At 70.6% G+C, this 17539-nt stretch carries 10 protein-coding genes and 1 pseudogene; 5 read left to right on the plus strand and 6 right to left on the minus strand.

Features of this window, described 5'->3' with window-relative positions; translation table 11 throughout:
* From AB0P17_RS32130 to AB0P17_RS32140, 3 genes are all read left to right on the plus strand, one after another.
* On the plus strand, nt 1-1434 hold the full coding sequence (locus AB0P17_RS32130) for an MFS transporter (protein WP_365816416.1): 1434 nt from the start codon (nt 1-3) through the stop codon (nt 1432-1434).
* A gap of 300 nt (nt 1435-1734) precedes the next feature.
* On the plus strand, nt 1735-3534 hold the full coding sequence (locus tag AB0P17_RS32135) for an ABC transporter ATP-binding protein (RefSeq protein WP_365816418.1): 1800 nt from the start codon (nt 1735-1737) through the stop codon (nt 3532-3534).
* Nucleotides 3535-3549: 15 nt separating this feature from the next.
* On the plus strand, nt 3550-5304 hold the full coding sequence (locus AB0P17_RS32140; RefSeq protein WP_365816420.1) for an ABC transporter ATP-binding protein: 1755 nt from the start codon (nt 3550-3552) through the stop codon (nt 5302-5304).
* A 58-nt stretch (nt 5305-5362) separates the two neighbouring features.
* Here the strand turns inward: AB0P17_RS32140 and AB0P17_RS32145 are convergent.
* From AB0P17_RS32145 to AB0P17_RS32170, 6 genes and pseudogenes are all read right to left on the minus strand, one after another.
* A pseudogene (locus tag AB0P17_RS32145) lies at nt 5363-6160 on the minus strand (alpha/beta hydrolase); the annotation flags it as partial.
* Nucleotides 6091-7278, minus strand: a complete 1188-nt coding sequence (locus AB0P17_RS32150; protein ID WP_365816422.1) for an acyl-CoA dehydrogenase family protein — start codon at nt 7276-7278, stop codon at nt 6091-6093. The gene AB0P17_RS32150 and the pseudogene AB0P17_RS32145, both read right to left, overlap by 70 nt.
* Before the next feature lie 25 nt (nt 7279-7303).
* On the minus strand, nt 7304-8446 hold the full coding sequence (locus tag AB0P17_RS32155) for an acyl-CoA dehydrogenase (protein ID WP_365816424.1): 1143 nt from the start codon (nt 8444-8446) through the stop codon (nt 7304-7306).
* The gene (locus tag AB0P17_RS32160) at nt 8443-8721 is read right to left on the minus strand and encodes an acyl carrier protein (protein ID WP_365816426.1); all 279 of its coding nucleotides are present in this window, start codon (nt 8719-8721) and stop codon (nt 8443-8445) included. Before AB0P17_RS32160 ends, AB0P17_RS32155 begins: the two co-directional genes overlap by 4 nt.
* Nucleotides 8705-10261, minus strand: a complete 1557-nt coding sequence (locus tag AB0P17_RS32165; RefSeq protein ID WP_365816428.1) for an amino acid adenylation domain-containing protein — start codon at nt 10259-10261, stop codon at nt 8705-8707. Before AB0P17_RS32165 ends, AB0P17_RS32160 begins: the two co-directional genes overlap by 17 nt.
* Nucleotides 10261-11889, minus strand: a complete 1629-nt coding sequence (locus AB0P17_RS32170) for an AMP-binding protein (RefSeq protein ID WP_365816430.1) — start codon at nt 11887-11889, stop codon at nt 10261-10263. Before AB0P17_RS32170 ends, AB0P17_RS32165 begins: the two co-directional genes overlap by 1 nt.
* A 558-nt stretch (nt 11890-12447) precedes the next feature.
* Here AB0P17_RS32170 and AB0P17_RS32175 point away from each other — a divergent pair.
* Both AB0P17_RS32175 and AB0P17_RS32180 read left to right on the plus strand, forming a co-directional pair.
* Nucleotides 12448-15933 carry an amino acid adenylation domain-containing protein gene (locus AB0P17_RS32175; protein WP_365816432.1) on the plus strand — a complete coding sequence of 1162 codons (3486 nt, stop codon included), beginning with the start codon at nt 12448-12450 and terminating at the stop codon, nt 15931-15933.
* A 79-nt stretch (nt 15934-16012) separates the two neighbouring features.
* Nucleotides 16013-17425 (plus strand): hypothetical protein, encoded by a 1413-nt coding sequence (locus tag AB0P17_RS32180; protein WP_365816434.1) that lies wholly within the window; start codon nt 16013-16015, stop codon nt 17423-17425.
* The last annotated feature ends 114 nt before the right edge of the window (nt 17426-17539 follow it).

A 17539-nucleotide genomic window follows, 5' to 3' on the forward strand; every position in this document is an offset into this window, starting at 1 on the left:
ATGTCACACTCCGATGTCCGCGCGTCCGGCGCCGGCAGCCCGACGTCCGACGGAGGTGATCCCCGGCGCTGGAGGGCACTGTGGATCATCGTCGCCGCCCAGTTACTGGTCGTACTCGACGCCTCGGTGGTGAACATCGCCCTGCCGTCCGCGCAGTCGGCGTTGGAGATGTCGGACTCGAGCCGCCAGTGGGTGGTCACCGCCTACTCCCTGACCTTCGGCGGGTTCCTTCTGCTCGGCGGACGGGTGGGCGATCTCCAGGGACGGAAGAAACTCTTCATAGCCGGACTGATCGGTTTCGCGGTGTCCTCCGCGGTCGGCGGTTTCGCGGTGAACGAGATCATGCTGCTCCTGGCCCGTGCCGCGCAGGGCGTGTCCGCCGCCTTCCTGGCGCCGGCCGCGCTGGCCCTGCTGACCACGATGTTCACCACGGACGCGGAACGCGCCAAGGCATTCGGCGTCTTCGGGGCCGCGGTCGGCACGGGCGGAGTCGTGGGCATGATCCTCGGCGGCGTGCTCACCGAATACCTGTCCTGGCGCTGGTGCCTCTGGTTCAACGTTCCGGTGGTGCTGCTCATCCTCGGACCCGCGATGCGCGGACTCACCGAGAGCAAGGCGGCCCGGTCCGCCCGGTACGACCTGCCCGGCACCCTGACGGCGACGATCGGCGTCGGGTCGCTGATCTACGGCATCTCCGAGGCCATCGAGGTCGGCTGGCTCGGTACCACCACCTTGGTGTTCTGCGGCGCCGGCCTGCTCCTGCTCGCCCTCTTCGTCTGGATCGAGCACCGGTCGGCGGAACCGATGATGCCCCTGCGCATCGTCCTGAACCGGGTGCGCGGCAGCGGCTACGTCGTGGTGGTTCTCATCGCCAGCGGGCTCTACGCGTACTACCTGTTCCTCACGTACTTCCTCCAACTGGTGCGGGAATACTCGGCGCTGATGACCGGACTGGCCTTCGTGCCGATCGGCGCCGGAATCCTCTTCGGCTCGCTGGGAACCGGGCGGCTGCTCGCCAGGATGAGCGCGCGCTCCGTCATGATCGGCGGACTCCTGCTCAGCGCGGCGGGGTTCGCCCTGTCCGGCACCATCCAGCCGGACACCGGATTCTGGACCGTCGTGTTCCCCTCGCAGCTCCTGATCGGACTCGGCATCGGTGCCGCGATGACGACGGTCATGCGGCTCACGCTGGACGGTGTGGCACCGGAGGAGAGCGGGGTGGCCAGCGCTCTGACCAACGCGACCCGCGAGATCGGCGGCGCGATCGGCATCTCCGCCCTCAACGTGGTCGCGATCTCCGTCGCCGACGGCGGGCGCGGGAACGAGGCCGTCACGGACGGCTACGCCGCGGCGTTCCTCGCCGGAGGCGGACTGATGTTGCTGGCGGCACTGATCGTCGTCATGAGCCGGCCGCGGCGCACCACTGCGGCCTAGGGTGTGTTGCGAAAGTCCCGCCTGGCTCGCGACGCCTGGCACGCACGCTCGCTGCGTTGTCGGAGTCGTCCACGTACGTTCAGGCCATCGAGGGCGCCGATCCTCCGCCTTGCGATCGCGCTCGGCGTCCAGAGGACGAATCAATGTGCCGAGACGGAGCGAGCGGAGCGAGTGCAGTGCACCAGACGCCGCGAGCCCCGCCCTGCGGGCGGACGGCGCTACTTTCGAAACACGCCCCAGGAGTCAGGCCCAGGAGTCAGGGCGCCGCCGGAGGCGGCCACGGCAGGAGGAGGCAGTCAGGTGGCGACGAGCGGCGGGGAGACCATGGAGAACGACGACCCGGTTACGGACGGACCCGGGCGGACCGGTGGCGCACTGGGTGTGCTGCTCCGTCCGGTACGTGGTCGGCTGATCCTCGGCATCGTGCTGCAAGGGGTCGCCGCGATCAGTTCACTGGGTTCGTTCATCGCGATCTATCCGCTGGCCACCGCGCTGCTGTCGGGTGACGGCGACCGGGCCCGACGGGTGGTCCTGTTCGCCGCGGTCGCCCTGATGGTGCGGTTCGTCGCCCAGTCCCTGAGCTATCTCCTCATGCACGACGCGGACATGGAGTTCCAGCTCCGCCTCAGGCGGCGGATCGCCCGGCGGCTCGGCCGGCTGCCGCTGGGCTGGTTCACCTCCCGCAACAGCGCGACGGTCAAGAAGACCCTCGCCGACGACGTCGAGTCGCTGCACTACCTCGTCGCACACTCGATGCCGGATCTGACGATGGCGGTCGTCACCCCGGTCGCCGCCCTGGTCTACCTGTTCGCCCTGGACTGGCGGCTGACCCTGATCACCCTGGTCACCATGCCGCTGTTCGGGGTCCTGTTCCGGATGACGGGCCGCCGCAGCGGACGGCAGGGCGAGCGGCTGGGCCGCGCCATCGTCGGGGTCAACACGGCGGTCATCGAGTTCGTGCAGGGCATCGCCGTGATCAAGGCGTTCGGCCAGCGGGACCGGGCCTGGGGCCGGTACACCGGCGCCGTCGACGCCTACATGGCCACGCTGAGCGACGTCAAGGGACCGATTCTGCGGTTGAGTTCGATCGCGTACGCCCTGGTCTGCCCGGCCACGATGCTGCTGGCCTCCCTCAGCGGCGGCACGCTCTTCGTCGCCGCCGGCTGGGCACGGCCGGTCGACGTGCTGCCCTTCGTCCTGCTGGGGCTGGCGATCACCGCACCGCTGGTCGTCGTGACCTACGCGCCCCAGGCCCTCGGCCAGGCCAGGCAGGCCGCGGCCCGGGTCACGGACCTCCTGAACACACCGGTCCTGCCCGAGCCGGAGGCTCCCCGGCGGCCGTCCGGGCACCGCGTGGACTTCCGCGACGTCACCTTCGGCTACACCCCGGGGGAGCCGGTCCTGCGGGACGTCAGCGTCAGCCTGCGGCCCGGCACCGTCACCGCTCTGGTGGGTCCCTCCGGCGCGGGCAAGTCGACCATGGCCGCGCTGCTTCCGCGGTTCTTCGACCCGGAGCGCGGATCGGTGTCCATCGGGGGAGTCGACGTACGCGAGATGACCCCGGGGGAGCTGTACCGCCACGTGAGCTTCGTCTTCCAGGACGTCCGTCTGCTGCGTGCCACCGTCGCCGACAACATCAGGATGGCCCGCCCCGACGCCTCGACGGCCGAGGTGGAGGCGGCGGCCAGGGCCGCCCGCTGCCACGACCGCATCATGGAACTGCCCCGGGGCTACGACTCGGTGGTCGGCGAGGACGCCCGGCTCTCCGGCGGCGAGGCCCAACGCCTCTCCATCGCACGGGCGTTGCTCGCGGACACGCCGGTCCTGGTGCTCGACGAGGCCACCGCGTTCGTCGATCCGGAGGCCGAGGCGAGCATCTACGACGCGCTCTCGGTCCTGGTCGAGGGGCGCACCGTGCTCTTCGTCGCGCACCGGCTGCACACCATCGTGGAGGCCGACCAGATCGTCGTACTGGAACAGGGGCGTGTCGCCCAGCTCGGAACCCACGCCGAACTGGTGGACCGCGAAGGCCTCTACCAGGAGCTGTGGGCCGCCTACGCCGCATCGGGCGCCGGTGCGGCCGAGCAGCTGAACCGCTGACCCGGAGGGAGCGTCATGCACAGCAAACTCGTCCGTGTCCTCGGCCAGGAACAACTGCGGCCGATCGCGGGACATCTGACGGCCGTGACCGTCTACGCGGTCCTGCAGGGTGCCGCGTTCGCCCTGCTGGTACCGGTACTGAGCGCACTGCTCGACGGTGACGCGGGCCGGGCTGCGCCCTGGCTGGGGCTGCTCGCCGCGGTGACCGCCACCACCGGCGTCGCCTACTACGTCCAGGCCCTGCTCGGCTTCAGGACCGCGGTGTCCACCACGGGCCTCCTCCACCACCGGCTGGGCGAGCGGCTGGGCCGGCTCGGCGTCGGCTGGTTCTCACGGGCCAGGCTCGCCCCGCTGACCAGGCTCGCCACGGCGGGCGTGGGCGAGGTCACCCAGCTCTTCGCCCATCTGCTGGCGCCGCTGATCACCTCCGTCGTCACCCCGCTGACCGTGCTCGTCGTCATGTTCTTCCTCGACTGGAGGCTGGCCGCGGCGATGGCGGCCACGCTGCCGCTGCTGTACCTGGCCTATCGCTGGTCGGCGTCGGCGATCGGGCGCACCGACGAGATCGTCGACGCCGCCATGGCCCGGTCCGACGACCGGATCTTCGAGTTCGCCCAGTGCCAGCCCGTCATCCGGGCCTTCGGCCGCGCGCACGCGCAGAACGACCTGCTCGACCAGGACATGCGGCGCCAGCACGACATCGGGCTCAGCCGGCTGCGCAGGACGACCGTGGCCCGCGGCGCCTTCGGCGCCACGGTCCAGCTCTCGGTGACCGCCCTGCTCGGGATCGCCACCGCGCTGGCGCTCGGCGGCTCGATCGACGCCGCCGAGGTGATCGCGCTCGCGGTGCTCCTCGTACGCTTCAGCGAGCCGGTCGCGGCCCTCAGCGACGCGGGAGGAGCCCTTCGGGCGGTGTGGAACCGGCTCGATCAGCTGGACGAGATCTTCCGTACGCCGTCGCTGCCGGAACCGGCGGAGCCGCGCCGGCCGGCCGACGCGACCGTCGAGATCTCCGGTGTCCGGTTCCGCTATCCCGATTCCCCGGGGGCCGAACCGGTTCTGGACCGGCTCGAAGCCGTGCTGCCCGCCAACTCGATGACCGCGCTGGTCGGCCCCTCCGGCTCGGGCAAGACCACGGTGACCCGGTTGATCGCCCGCTTCTGGGACGTGGACGAGGGATCGGTACGCATCGGCGGGGTGGACGTACGGGACATCGACGCCGACACGCTGGCCTCCCAGGTCGCGATGGTGTTCCAGGACGTCTATCTCTTCGAGGGCACCATGGAGGACAACGTGCGCGTCGGCCGCCCCGGCGCGACCGACGCGGAGGTCGCGGAGGCGGCCGGGCTGGCCCGGGTGGACGAGATCGTCGACCGGCTGCCCCACGGCTGGAACACCCCCGTCGGGGAGGGCGGCACATCACTGTCCGGTGGTGAGCGCCAGCGGATCTCCCTCGCGAGGGCCATTCTCAAGCAGGCGCCCGTACTGATCCTGGACGAGGCGACCTCAGCCCTCGACCCGGTCAACGAGATGGCGATCTCCGACACCCTGCGCGCCCTGGCCGGGCGCCGCACCCTGCTGGTCATCGCGCACCGCCTGCCCACGGTGGTCGCCGCGGACCGGATCCTCGTCCTCCAGGACGGGAGGGTCACCGAGTCGGGGACGCATGAGGATCTGCTCGCGGCGGACGGGACCTACCGGCGCTTCTGGCAGGAACGGAGCCGGGTCCAGGGGTGGCGGCTGCACTCCTCCGAAGCAGGGAAGGGGTAGGCACCCGCGGAGCGGACCCGGCGGTCTCCAGGAAGTCCTCCACCGCTTCCCGGGTCTCACCGGGCCGCTCCAGATGGGGGGAGTGCCCGCATCGGGCGATCTCGACCCGCCGGACCGGGCCGGCGACCCCCTTCTCGACGGCGCGCAGCTGACGGGCGGTCCCGTACTGGTCGAGCTCGCCCTGGACCAGCAGGACCGGGCTGGTGATGGCGCGCAGCCCGTCCTCGATGTTCCAGTCGCGGAAGGCGGGGGAGAGCCAGACGTCGGCCCAGGAGTGGAAGACGGTGTCCGGGTCGTTGTGAAAGCCCCTCAGCCGTACGGCCAGCGGCCCCTCGCGGTAGGCCGCCCGGGCGGCGGTGATCCCGGCCAGGGTCTCCGGCTCGACGAAGACATGGGGCGCGAGGAGCACCAGAGCGTCCACGGGGTGCTCGTTCGCGTGCAGCAGGGCGATGGAGGCCCCGTCACTGTGTCCCACGAGGACCGGGCGGTCCAGGGAGAGCCGGTCCAGGAGTTCGGGCAGGACCTCGGTCGCCTCCTCCCGCATGTAGCCGACCGGGCGCGGGGTCGGCGCCGGGCCCGAGCCGCCGTAGCCGTGCCGGGAGTAGACCACCGCCGGACGGCCCGTGGCCCGGGCGAGCGCGTCGGGGAACCGCGACCACATGGCGACACAGCCGAGCCCCTCGTGCAGGAACACCAGCGGGGCGAGGCCGGCGTCCCCCGCTATCCGCCGGTACTCGACGGGGCCGCGCCTCAGTTCGATCTCCGGCACAGCGACGTCACCTCCCGCTACCAGTCGAAGTTCCGGGCACTGAGCATGTTGAAACCGAGGGCCGACTTGCCCACGTACTCCAGGCACTCGTCGGGTTTGGCGGGCATCACGGCGCAGAACGACGCCTCCCGGAGCAGCCGTTCCAGCGGAACGCTGGTGCGCAGCGCGCCGGAGCCGCAGATCCGCGCGGCGCCGAGCGCCAGACGCGGGGCGAGCTCGCCGATGCAGTACTTCGCCGCGTGTACGGCGGTGTTGGCCTCCAGGCTTCCGCGTTCCTCGTCGACCTGTCGTGCGGCGGAGTGGACCAGAGCCCGCGCGGCCCGCAGCTCCACGGCGAGGCGGCCCACCTCCGACTGGACGACGGGGGACGAGCGGCGGCCCTCGTTGTCGCGGAGCAGCCGGACCATGAGCCGCAGGATCGACTCGGCGATCCCGAGGTACGCGCCCATGTAGCCGGAGACCATCCAGTGGGGTTCCCGCACGAGTTTGAACAGGGAGAGCCCCTCGACACCGAGGAACAACCGGTGCCGGGGGACCTCGACCCCGTTCATCGTCATGGTCGCGGTCTGGGTGCCGCGCAGTGCGGCGCCGTCCCAGACGCCCGAGAAGGCGACGCCGGGAACTCCCTTCGAGACCACGAAGTGCGACACCTCGTCGGCCTCGGAGGTCCCGTCCTCGCGGGCGGCGACGACGTAGTGGTCGGCGATGCCCGCCAGCGACACGAACGCCTTGGTGCCCTTCAGGACATAGCCGCCGCCCGCCGCCCGGTAGGTGGCCTGGATACGGCGGAGCTTCGCCCCCGAACCCGTCTCCGACGTGGCCGACGCGAACATCTTCCCGCGCTCGACGACTTCACCGAACACCCAGTCACGGAACCGGGACGCGCTCTCGGGCAGGGCGGCGCCGCCCGTCTCGCAGAGGGAGCCGATGGCCACGTTGTGCATGTTGAAGCCGAGGGCGGTGGCCCCGTCGCCGAGGGCGATCTCCTCCAGGACCTTGGTGTAGTCGAGGAACGAGAGTCCCTCGCCGCCGGACTCCCGGGGAATCAGGAGGGTCAGCAGGCCCGCGTCCCGCACCAGCCGGTAGCCGTGGTGCGGAGAGAGCCGCCCCTGGTCGACCGCCGCGGAGCCGAGTCTCAGTTCGGCGGCGGTCGACCGGACCCGGTCGAGGAGGGTATCCGTGTGCGGGGTGTCCGAGGCGTGCATGTGATCCTTTCCGTCCGGTCGGAGGTCAGTTCTCGACGGGAAGTCCCAGCTCGCGGGCGACCGTGATGCGCAACAGGTCGTTCGGGCCCGCGTAGACCGACGCCGCCATGGGGCTGGTCAGATCGGCGGTGAGGCCCGATTCCTCGATGAACGAGCGCACCCCGCCGAGCTGGGCGGCCTGCCGGCTGAACATCAGGTAGTCCTCGGCCACGGAGATCTTGGTCAGCGCGGCATCGGCCGCCAGCTGGCGGGGGCGTACCCCCGCGTCCAGGCGCGCGGCCATCCGGTAGACGAGTTCCCGGGACCGGTGCAGGGCCAGGGCCATGTCCGCGACCCGGGCCGCGACGACATGGCTCGCTCCCATCCTGCGCCCGAAGTGCTCCCGGGTCGCGCACCACTCCACCGTGCGGTCGAGCACCCTGCGCATGGGGCCGAGCGCGTACGACAGGAGCAGCGCGCGCTCCCACGCGGTCGTGAGTGTCAGCAGGCCGAGGCCCGAGCCCTCCTCGCCGACCATGCTGCCGGGGGCCAGCCGGACCCCGTGGAAGGTGAGGGAGCCCATGGGCACCTCGGTCAGGGCGGTCTTGGGGAACGGGGCGCTCTGTTCGACGTCGGGGGCGCTCAGGTCGACCAGGAAGGCGGAGAGGGCGAAGGGGGTGCGTTCGGCCGCCGTCCTGGCGAAGACCAGGGCGGTGTCGGCCACCGGGGCGGCCGTGACGAACGACTTCGTCCCGGTGAGCAGATAGCCGCCGTCCTCCTGCCGTTCGGCCCGCGTGGCCATCGAGAGCGGGTCGCTTCCCCCGCCCTCCTCGGTCAGGGCGTGGCAGAGCAGCACGTCCCCGCTCTCGGTGTGCTCCGTGTCGCCGAGGACGGACCGCAGCGGGAACTGGATTCCGAACCGCTGGGACGCCATGGCGTAGCAGAGCCCGGCGCTGGTGCCCGCGCGGCCGATTCCCTCGATCGTGGCCACCGACCTGGTCACCGGCCCGAGCCGGGCGGCTCCGGGGGGCCGGTCCGAGGGAGCCTCGTCCCACACCCCCCGGGCCGTGAACGCCTTCCACCGGGTGCGGAAGTCGGCCTGGTCCGCCTCCGCGAGCGCGGATTCGGCCAGTCGGGTCGCGTGGGCGACGACGTCGTCGACGCCGGCCCGGGGGTCCCCGTCCGTCATGACACCGGGCTCCCGTCGCCGGCGGCGGCCCGGTACCTCTCGATGGCCGTCCAGAGGGCCGTGGGCGTACGGAAGTTGGCCGCGACGAGCGCGGTTTCCGGGAAGGAGACCCCGGTCGTCGCCTCGACCCGGGCCACGATCCGCATGATGGTGAGGGAATCGAGCAGCCCGGAGACGAGCAGGGGTGTGTCGTGCTCCACCTTCTCGTCCAGGGCCCCGTGGGATTCCGAGATGATCCCCTGGAGGAGGGCGCACAGCTCATCGACGTCTTCCATGATCCCTTTCCTGGTTCGGCGCCGCCGAAGCCAGCGCTTCGCGGTCGATCTTTCCCCGGTCGGTGAGTGCCAGCCGGTCGACGAGATGGATGTCGTCGGGCATCATGTGCCGGGGCAGCGCCGTCGAGACGGCCTCCCGCAGACCTGCCTCGGTCGCGCCGTCGGCGACGGCGTAGAGAAGGATGCTTCCCTCACCCGGGCCCCGCGGCCGCCACACCGCCGCGCAGGTGCGCACCGCGGGGAACTCCTGGACGACGCTCTCGATGTCCAGGAGATCGATGCGGTATCCCCGGCGCTTCACCTGATGGTCGCGGCGTCCGCGCAGATAGATCTTTCCGTCCTCGCCGTAGTGGCCGAGGTCGCCGGTGAGGTACGCGGGCCCGCCGCCGTCGTCCGGGGAGACACGGGTGGTGAGCGGCCGCGGCGCGCCGTCGACGAGATAGCCCAGGAAGACCGTCGGGCCGACGACGGCGATCTCTCCCTCGTCCCGGGTGACCCGGTGGCCGTCGTCGACGAGTTCGACCCGGACCCCGTCGATCGCCCGGCCTATCGAGAGACCGTCCCGGTGGTCCCACCGCCGGGACACCTGCTCGAAGGTGCAGACATTCGTCTCGGTCGGGCCGTACAGGTTGTAGAACTCGGCCGTCTCGAACACCTCGGTGTACCGCTTGAGGTCACCCACGGGGAACGGCTCGCCGGCGAAGGCGATGATCCGCAGCTCGGGCAGTTCCGCGCCGCTCGCTCCTCCTTGGCGCAGCATCGACCGGTACAGCGTCGGGACGGCGTAGAAGACGGAGATCCGCTCGGACCGCAGCCAGCCCACCACATCGCGCGGGAACCCCTTGAGTTCGTCGGGCAGCAGGACGAGGCAGGCGCCGGACAGCGCGCTGCCGAAGAGGTCGAAGGTGCTGAGATCGAAGGTCAGCGACGACTGGGAGCCGATCCGGTCCGAGGAGGTGACGCCGAACTGCCCGACGGCCCACCGCACGAAGTGGAGAACGTTCTCGTGGGAGAGGAGCACTCCCTTGGGCCAGCCCGTACTGCCCGACGTGAAGAGCACGTACCCCGCGCCGGGAAGATGGCCGAGCGGTGCCGCCGGGCAGTCGACGGGGAGGATTCCCAGGCCCGACCCGAGAAGCCGGAGCGTCGCCGGGCTGTCGTCGACGCACTCCTTCACCAGGTGGGTGGTGGCGGCCCTCGCCGACGGGGCGATCAGAAAGGTGATGCCCGCGTTCCTGACCATCCGGGCGGTCCGTTCGGGCGGCACCGCCACATCGAGCGGCGCCGCGACGGCTCCGGACCGCAGGACCGCGTGGACGGCCAGTACGGCCTCGACGCTCTTGGGCACATGGATCCCCACGCGGTCGCCGGGGCGGACACCGGCGGCGGTGAGGGCGTCGGCCAGGCGGCGGACGGTCCTTTCCAGTTCCGCGTAGGTGAGGGTCCGTCCGTCCGCGGTGATCGCGGGCCTGTCCGGATGGTCACGCGCCGCACGTACCAGCAGTTCGTCGAGGCGGGGCGGTACGGGGGGCGGAGTCATCAGGCCGACCCGTTCCGCAGCGAGGCGGACAGCGCCTTCTTGTCCATCTTTCCGACGGGGGTCAGTGGCATCACGTCGAGCACCCGTACCTCGTCCGGCGCCTTGTAGGCGGCCAGCCCCCGGTCCGCGAGGAACACGGCGAGTTCGGCGCGGTCCGGGGCGCGGGTGCCGGTCGGCACGAGGAAGGCGACGGACCGCTCGCCGAAGTCCTCGTCGGGCGCGGCCACCAGGGCGACGGACCGGATCCCGGGGTGGGCCAGCAGATGGCCCTCGACCTCGGTCGCCGGAATCTTCTCGCCACCCCGGTTGATCTGGTCCTTCGACCTTCCCACCACGACGAGATGCCCGGACGGCAGCCGCCGCACCAGATCGCCGCTGCGGTAGAACCCGTCCGCGGTGAAGCTCTTGGCGTTGTGCTCGGGCGCGCGGTAGTAGCCCCGCAGTGTGTACGGGCCGCGCGTGAGCAGTTCGCCCTCCTCCCCCTCGGCCACCTCCTGGTCGTCCGGGCCGGCCACCCGTACCTCGTCCGCGGGGGAGATGGGCCTGCCCTGCGCCGTGGCGATGATCTCGGGCGGATCGGTCAGCCTGGTCAGACAGAGCAGTCCCTCGGCCATCCCGAACACCTGCTGGATCGTGCAGCCGAACCCGGCGATCATCTGCTCGGCCATGTCGTCGGCCAGCCGTGCGCTGCCCACCTGGAGGACCCGCAGGGTGGACAGGTCGGCGTCGGTCATCGACACCTCGTCCAGCCAGACCGACGCCATCTGCGGGTTGATGGCGGCGATGGTGACGCCTTCGCGCTCGATCAGCCCGAAGCAGTAGTCGGGGTCGGGGTTGCTCGCCAGGACGACGGTGCCGCCGACTCCGAGCGTCCCCAGGACCCCTGGGCAGTTCATCGTGTAGTTGAACGCCACCGGCAGCGCCGCGAGATAGACCGAGTCCGCTGTCAGGGCGCAGACCTCGCCCGCGGCACGCCCGTTGTAGAGGTAGTCGTCATGGGTCCGCGGGATCAGTTTGGGCAGCCCGGTGGTGCCGCCGGAGAGCAGCAGGAGCGCCAGGTCCTCGCCCCGCGCGCCGGAGGCCGGCGCCGTGGCCGCCGGACCGGTCGTCAGCAGGTCCGCGAAGGAGGTGAATCCGGTTCCCGGCCCCGGATCGCCGACCACGATGATGTGTTTGAGGGCCGGGCTCTCGCTCCGTACGGCCTGGGCCAGCAGCCGGTGGTCGAAGTCGGCGTGTACGTCGGGGATGACATAGGCGACCGCCTCCGAGAGCCGCGCCAGATGGGTCATCTCGCTGCTGCGGTGGCCCGGCTGCGTGTGGACCGGCACCGCGCCCGTCTTCATCAGGGCGAACCAGAGCAGCAGGAACTCCACCCGGTTGGGGAGCTGGACCAGGACGCGGTCCCCGGAGGCGATCCCGAGCTCGGTGAGTCCGCGCGCCACCCGGTCCGACCGGTCGTCCAGTTCGGCGTAGCTGAGCCGGGTCCGGTCGTCGACGACGGCGAGCCGGTCACCGTGCGCACGGGCCCGTGCGCCCAGGAACCGGGCGAAGGTCTCCCCCCGCCAGTACCCGGCGTTCCGGTATTTCTCGGCGTCTGCGGCCGGCCAGCCCACCACATCGGCGGTCATGAATGAAACTCCTTTCAGGGCGTTATTTCGTCGGTGCATTCATTCGTGGACAACTCTCCGTGGATCGGGAGGTGATGCCGCGTGATTATCGGTGTCGAGTGCGCGGGGCGGTGAATTTACGGCGCCTGTTCGTTCTGCCGCTTCGGCCGTCAATCGGCGGAAATCGCGGACGGTGCCAGGTGTGCGCCAGGGTGAAGTCGTGCGGACTGTTCCGCCGGCCGACCGTAGCGCACGCCTCAAGTCGAGGTCAACGGCGTCCCCCTGGTGATGGGTTGGGCATGAGGTGCAGAGAAAACACTGCAGAGAAAACCCTTGCCGGTAAATACCTAAGGGAAACTCCTCACGCTTTCTCATGGGGCTGACGGGTAGCCTGTTGACACCATGAAAGGCGCTGTCGTACGTTCAGGCGGCCGGATCGCTGTCACCCTTCTCATAAAGCAAGTTGCCGACCTCCCCGTCGCGGGAGGGAAATTCCGGCACCGGTGATCAGCAGATATAGCTCCGAGCTTCGGGCCTGTGCCCGTGTTCCGGGAACACCGTGCGAATCGTGGAGGATCCGTGGGAGATGTCGTGTTGGGGCAGGAAGAAGTCCGCACCCTGGTGGCCGGCCAGCTCGACATGGATCCGGCCGCCATCGGTCCCGGCGACGACCTGGTCACGCTGGGGCTCCACTCGATGCGGATGATCAAGATCGCCGCGCATCTGCGGCGGCGGGGGGTCCGGGTGAACTTCTCCGACCTCGCGCTGCGGCCCACGGTCCGGGCATGGTCCGAACTCATCGCGGAGCGCCTCGGCGGGGAGACGGGCCGCCCGCCCGGGCCCGCGCCGCGGGAGGAGCGCGACCCCGCCGCCGCCGGGGAGCCGTTCGGACTGGCGACCATGCAGCACGGCTACTGGATCGGCCGCGCGGACGGTCAGGCCCTCGGCGGCGTCGCGGCCCACCTGTACGCGGAGTTCGACGGCCACGGGGTCGATCCGGGGCGGCTGGAACGCGCGGTCGCGGAGCTGGTGGACCGGCACGCCATGCTGCGCAGCCAGTTCCTCGACGACGGAACCCAGCGGGTCCTCGGCCGGCCCGGCGTGCCGGTGTGGTCGCTTACCGATCTCCGCGAGGTGGCCGCGCCGGACCTGGCGGGCCGGCTGGAGGAGATTCGTGAGCGGAAGACGCACCAGCGCATGCGCGCGGATCTCGGGCAGGTTCTCGACATCTCGCTGACGCTGCTGCCCGAGGGCCGGACCAGGCTGCACGTGGATGTGGACATGCTCGCCGCCGACGCCCTGAGCTACCGGCTGCTGCTGGCGGATCTCGCCGACTTCTACGCGGGGGACAGGGCCGGTCTCGCACCGCTCTCGTATGACTACCGGAGCTATCTCGCCGACTACGACGCGATGAACGCCTCGGCACGCGAGGAGCAGCGGGCGTGGTGGCAGGAGGTTCTTCCCGAGTTGCCGGACGCTCCCGCCCTGCCGCTGGTACCCGAGTCGGAGCGGGAGGATCCGCTCCGTACGGTCCGCTACGAGCACTGGCTCGACCCCGAGCACAAGCGACGGCTGATCGACCGTGCCCACGAGCGGGGTGTCACCCCCGCCACGGTCCTGGCCTCGGTCTTCGCCGAAGTCGTCGGCATGTGGTCGAGCGAGCAGAAGTTCCTGCTCAACCTGCCCCTGTTCAACCGGGAACCCCTCCACCCCGATGTGGAGAAGCTCGTCGGCGACTTCAGCAGTTCCGTACTGCTGGACGTGGACGTCACCGAGCCCCTGTCGGTGCTCGACCGTGCCAGGCAGTTCCAGCGGAACCTGCACACCAAGGCGTCGCACGGAGCCTTTCCGGGCCTCGACGTACTGCGGGATCTGGGGCGTCTGCGGGGCGAGCCGGTGCTGGCGTCCGTCGTGTACACCAGCGGGCTGAACCTGGGGGAACTCTTCCGGGACACCGTCATCGACGCGTTCGGCGAGCCGGTGTGGATCATCTCGCAGGGGCCGCAGGTCGTACTCGACGCCCAGGTCGTGGAGTTGCGCGGCGGTCTGCTGTTCAACTGGGACGTACGGGAGCAGGCGTTCCCGGCCGGAATGATGGACACGATGTTCCGGCGCAACCGCGAGCTGCTGGAGGAACTGCTCGCCGACGAGGCCGACTGGGACCGCCCCGCGTCCAGGAGTCTGCCGCCGGCCCAGGCCGCCGTCCGTGCCCGGGCCAACGCCACGGACCGGCCGGTCTCCGGACGGCTGCTGCACGAGGGTTTCTTCGACATCGCCGGGGCGGAGCCGGACCTGCCCGCCCTGGTGTGGGGCACCGACGGGCTGATGAGCTACGGCGCGCTGCGTGACCGGGCGCTGAGGGTCGCCGGCGCGCTCGTCGCCCGGGGAGTGCGGCCCGGTGACGCCGTCTCCATCCAGTTGCCCAAGGGCCCCGGCCAGGTCGTCGCCGCCCTCGGCGCGCTCGCCGCGGGGGCGAGTTACGTACCGATCGGCGTCGAGCAGCCCGACGCCCGGCGCGACCGGATCGAGCGGACCGGCGATGTGGTGCTGGCACTGCGCGACGAGGGGAGCGCGCCGGGCGCGAACGGGATCACCGTCCTCGGCCTCGACGCGGCCCAGCACGGGGCCGAGCCGCTGCAGAGCCCGCTCACCGTCGACGCGGAGAGCATCGCCTACGTCATCTTCACCTCGGGTTCGACCGGACTGCCCAAGGGCGTCGAGGTCTCCCACGCGGCGGCGATGAACACGGTCGACTGCCTGAACGAGCACTTCGGGATCTCCACCGGTGACCGGTCGCTCGGGGTGTCCCCGTTCGAGTTCGACCTCTCCGTGTACGACATCTTCGGCCTGCTCTCCGTCGGTGGGTGCCTGGTCCTGCCCGACGACGAGAGCCGCCGGGACGGACAGCGGGCCGCCGAACTCGTCCGCACGCGGGGCGTGACCGTCCTCAACTGCGTGCCGAGCCTGCTCGACGCCATCCTGGCGGGAAGCGGGACGGAAGGGCTCGGCGACAGCCTGCGCGTGGTCGTCCTCGGCGGCGACTGGGTCGGCGCCGACCTGCCCGGACGGCTGCGGCAGCTGGTGCCGGACTGCCGGTTCGCCGGGCTCGGCGGCACGACGGAGGCCGCCATCCATTCCACCGTCTGCGAGGTGACGGGCCCCGTTCCGCCGGAGTGGAAGGCCGTGCCGTACGGCGTACCGCTGGGGAATGTCCGGTGCCGGGTGGTCAACGAAGCGGGGGCGGACTGTCCCGACCGGGTCCCCGGCGAACTCTGGATCGGCGGTCGCGGTGTCGCGCACGGCTACCGGAACGATCCCGAACGGACCGCCGACCGGTTCGTCACCCACGACGGGGAGCGCTGGTACCGCACCGGGGACATGGCCCGCTACTGGCCGGACGGCACCCTCGAATTCCTGGGCCGGCGCGACAGCCAGATCAAGCTCCGGGGCTACCGCATCGAACTCGGCGAGGTGGAGGCGGCCCTGCGCGCCCTGCCCACCGTGCGGCGCGCCGTGGCGGACGTGGTGGGGCACACGACGCGGCAGCTCGTCGCGGCGGTCACCCTCACGGACGGCTCCCAGGAGGCGGGAGTACGCGAGGCTCTGGCGGCGCACCTGCCCCCGCACATGATCCCCGAGAGGATCGAGACGCTCGACGCCTTTCCCCTGACTCCCAACGGAAAGCTCGACCGCAAGGCCGTCCGGGCCGTTTTCGAGGCGGGGGCCGCCGGTGAGCGGCCCCACACACCGCCGAGCGGCGACCTGGAGACCGTCCTCGCCGACATCGTGGGCGCGATGCTCCACACCGGCCGGGTCGGTGCCGAGGACGACTTCTTCGCCCTGGGCGGCGACTCGGTCCTGGCCACCAAGGTGATGGCCCAGATCAGGCAGTGGCTGGACACCTCCGAGCCCACCGTGACGGACCTCTTCGCCACCCGGACGGTGCGGGAACTGGCCGTACGTCTGGCCGAGCGGCAGAGCGTTCCGGGCCGCATCGAACAGGCGGCACAGATCTACCGCGAAGTCGCCTCGATGTCCGAGGCGGAACTGCTGGCCGAATCATGACCGGGCGCCGGCCCCCGAGCCGCCCCCGAGCGGTGAGCCCGGCTTTCACTCCCGCTCCCGACTGGAAGGACATGTCCAGGTGACTTCTCCGAGCCTATCCGCCGTCCCCGCTCTCCCTGGGGACGATCCCAACGCCGTAGTGAAGGCGTTCGCGGCCAACCGGGCCTTCCGGGCCGCCGAATGGGCCGAGCTGACGACCGAGGACAACCCCTACCGACGGCCGGTCCGCCCCGACGACCTGGCCTGGCTCGACTACTCCGGCGCCATGCCGGCGGCCGACGCCCTGAAGCTGAGCGGCCTCCTCGGCCATCGCATGCTGCGCAACGTGTACGACCTCGACGCGCTCTACGTCGCGCCCGCCCCGAAACCGGCGGTCACGGCGGACCAGGAAGCGTTCTACTCGCAGGAGAACAGGGTGCTGAGCGCCCTCGCGAAGCCGATCCTGGAGCACCATCTCTTCACCTTCCTGGAGGAGGGGCGCACGCCGCTGGAACGGCCGACCGTCGCCGCCGCGACCGGCCATGTACTCAGTTCCTTCGAGCAGCGGGCGGCAGCGCCGAACAGGGCGCTCGACGCCGTTCTGAAGACCGCGGGAAAGCGGGAGGCCGGCACCTTCCTCATGCTCCAGCTGAGTGCCTTTCTCCCGGCCATGAACACGGCGGTGGGCCGGGCCGCACTCGGTGAGTACGAGCTGGCCGCCACCTCGCTGCGGCCGTTCCTGCTCGACGAGTACCGCTCCTGGGTGAATTCCTCGGCGGCCTACGGGAAACTGCTCGCCGGTGCCGACCTGAAGACGTCCGCGGCGGCCTACTGGCAGCTGTACCTGGGCACGTCGCTGGCGCGCGGCAATCACCTCCACCATCTTGCGGTGAACCGCGAGAATCTGTTCGCCTTCCTCGGCGCCCTCGTCCACAAGAAGATGGACGAAAGTCTCACCCGTGACCGGTTCGCCCATGTCTTCGCCACTTCCCTGACCGCGGACACCGGTTACTTCGACGGGGTCGGAACCGTCGCGGAGGACGGCCTCAGGGAACTCGTCGAGCGTCTGCTCACGCCGCTGGCCGCCGTCCACGGGGACCGGGTCGTACAGGAATTCCACCGGGGGTTCACGGACGCGGCGCGCTACGCCGAACTCTGGGAGGCCGACCTGGAGACCCAGGTGACCTGGGCGGACAGCATCCAGGAGTACCAGGACAAGGCCGTGAAGATCGATAAGTACCTCACGGACGAGAACATCGAAGTCGATCTCGACACGTTCGTGGAGTCGAACGAAGAGACCTCCACCACGCATGTCCACGATGAACACCGGCTCGTCATGATCGAGTCCGGGCAGATGCACTTCTGGAACAACGTGACGCACAAGATCGAACTCAATCAGGGCGAAAAGCTGCTGATTCCGGTCTCCCGGCTCCACGGATCCACCGTGCTGTCCGGGGAGTGCACATACCACCAGCCGATCATTCCTGACGACCTGCTCGCCAGAATCCTCTGAGTCCTTCGAGTCGAATTCCGGGCGAGAGATGGAGCTTTCGTATGCTGTCGGCGGACACTCTGCCAGCCGATGGGAGTCTGACCTCCCAGGTGATAGGTGATCTTCCCGAGTGGG

The organism is Streptomyces sp. NPDC088124 (assembly GCF_040685895.1).
Lineage (GTDB): Bacteria > Actinomycetota > Actinomycetes > Streptomycetales > Streptomycetaceae > Streptomyces.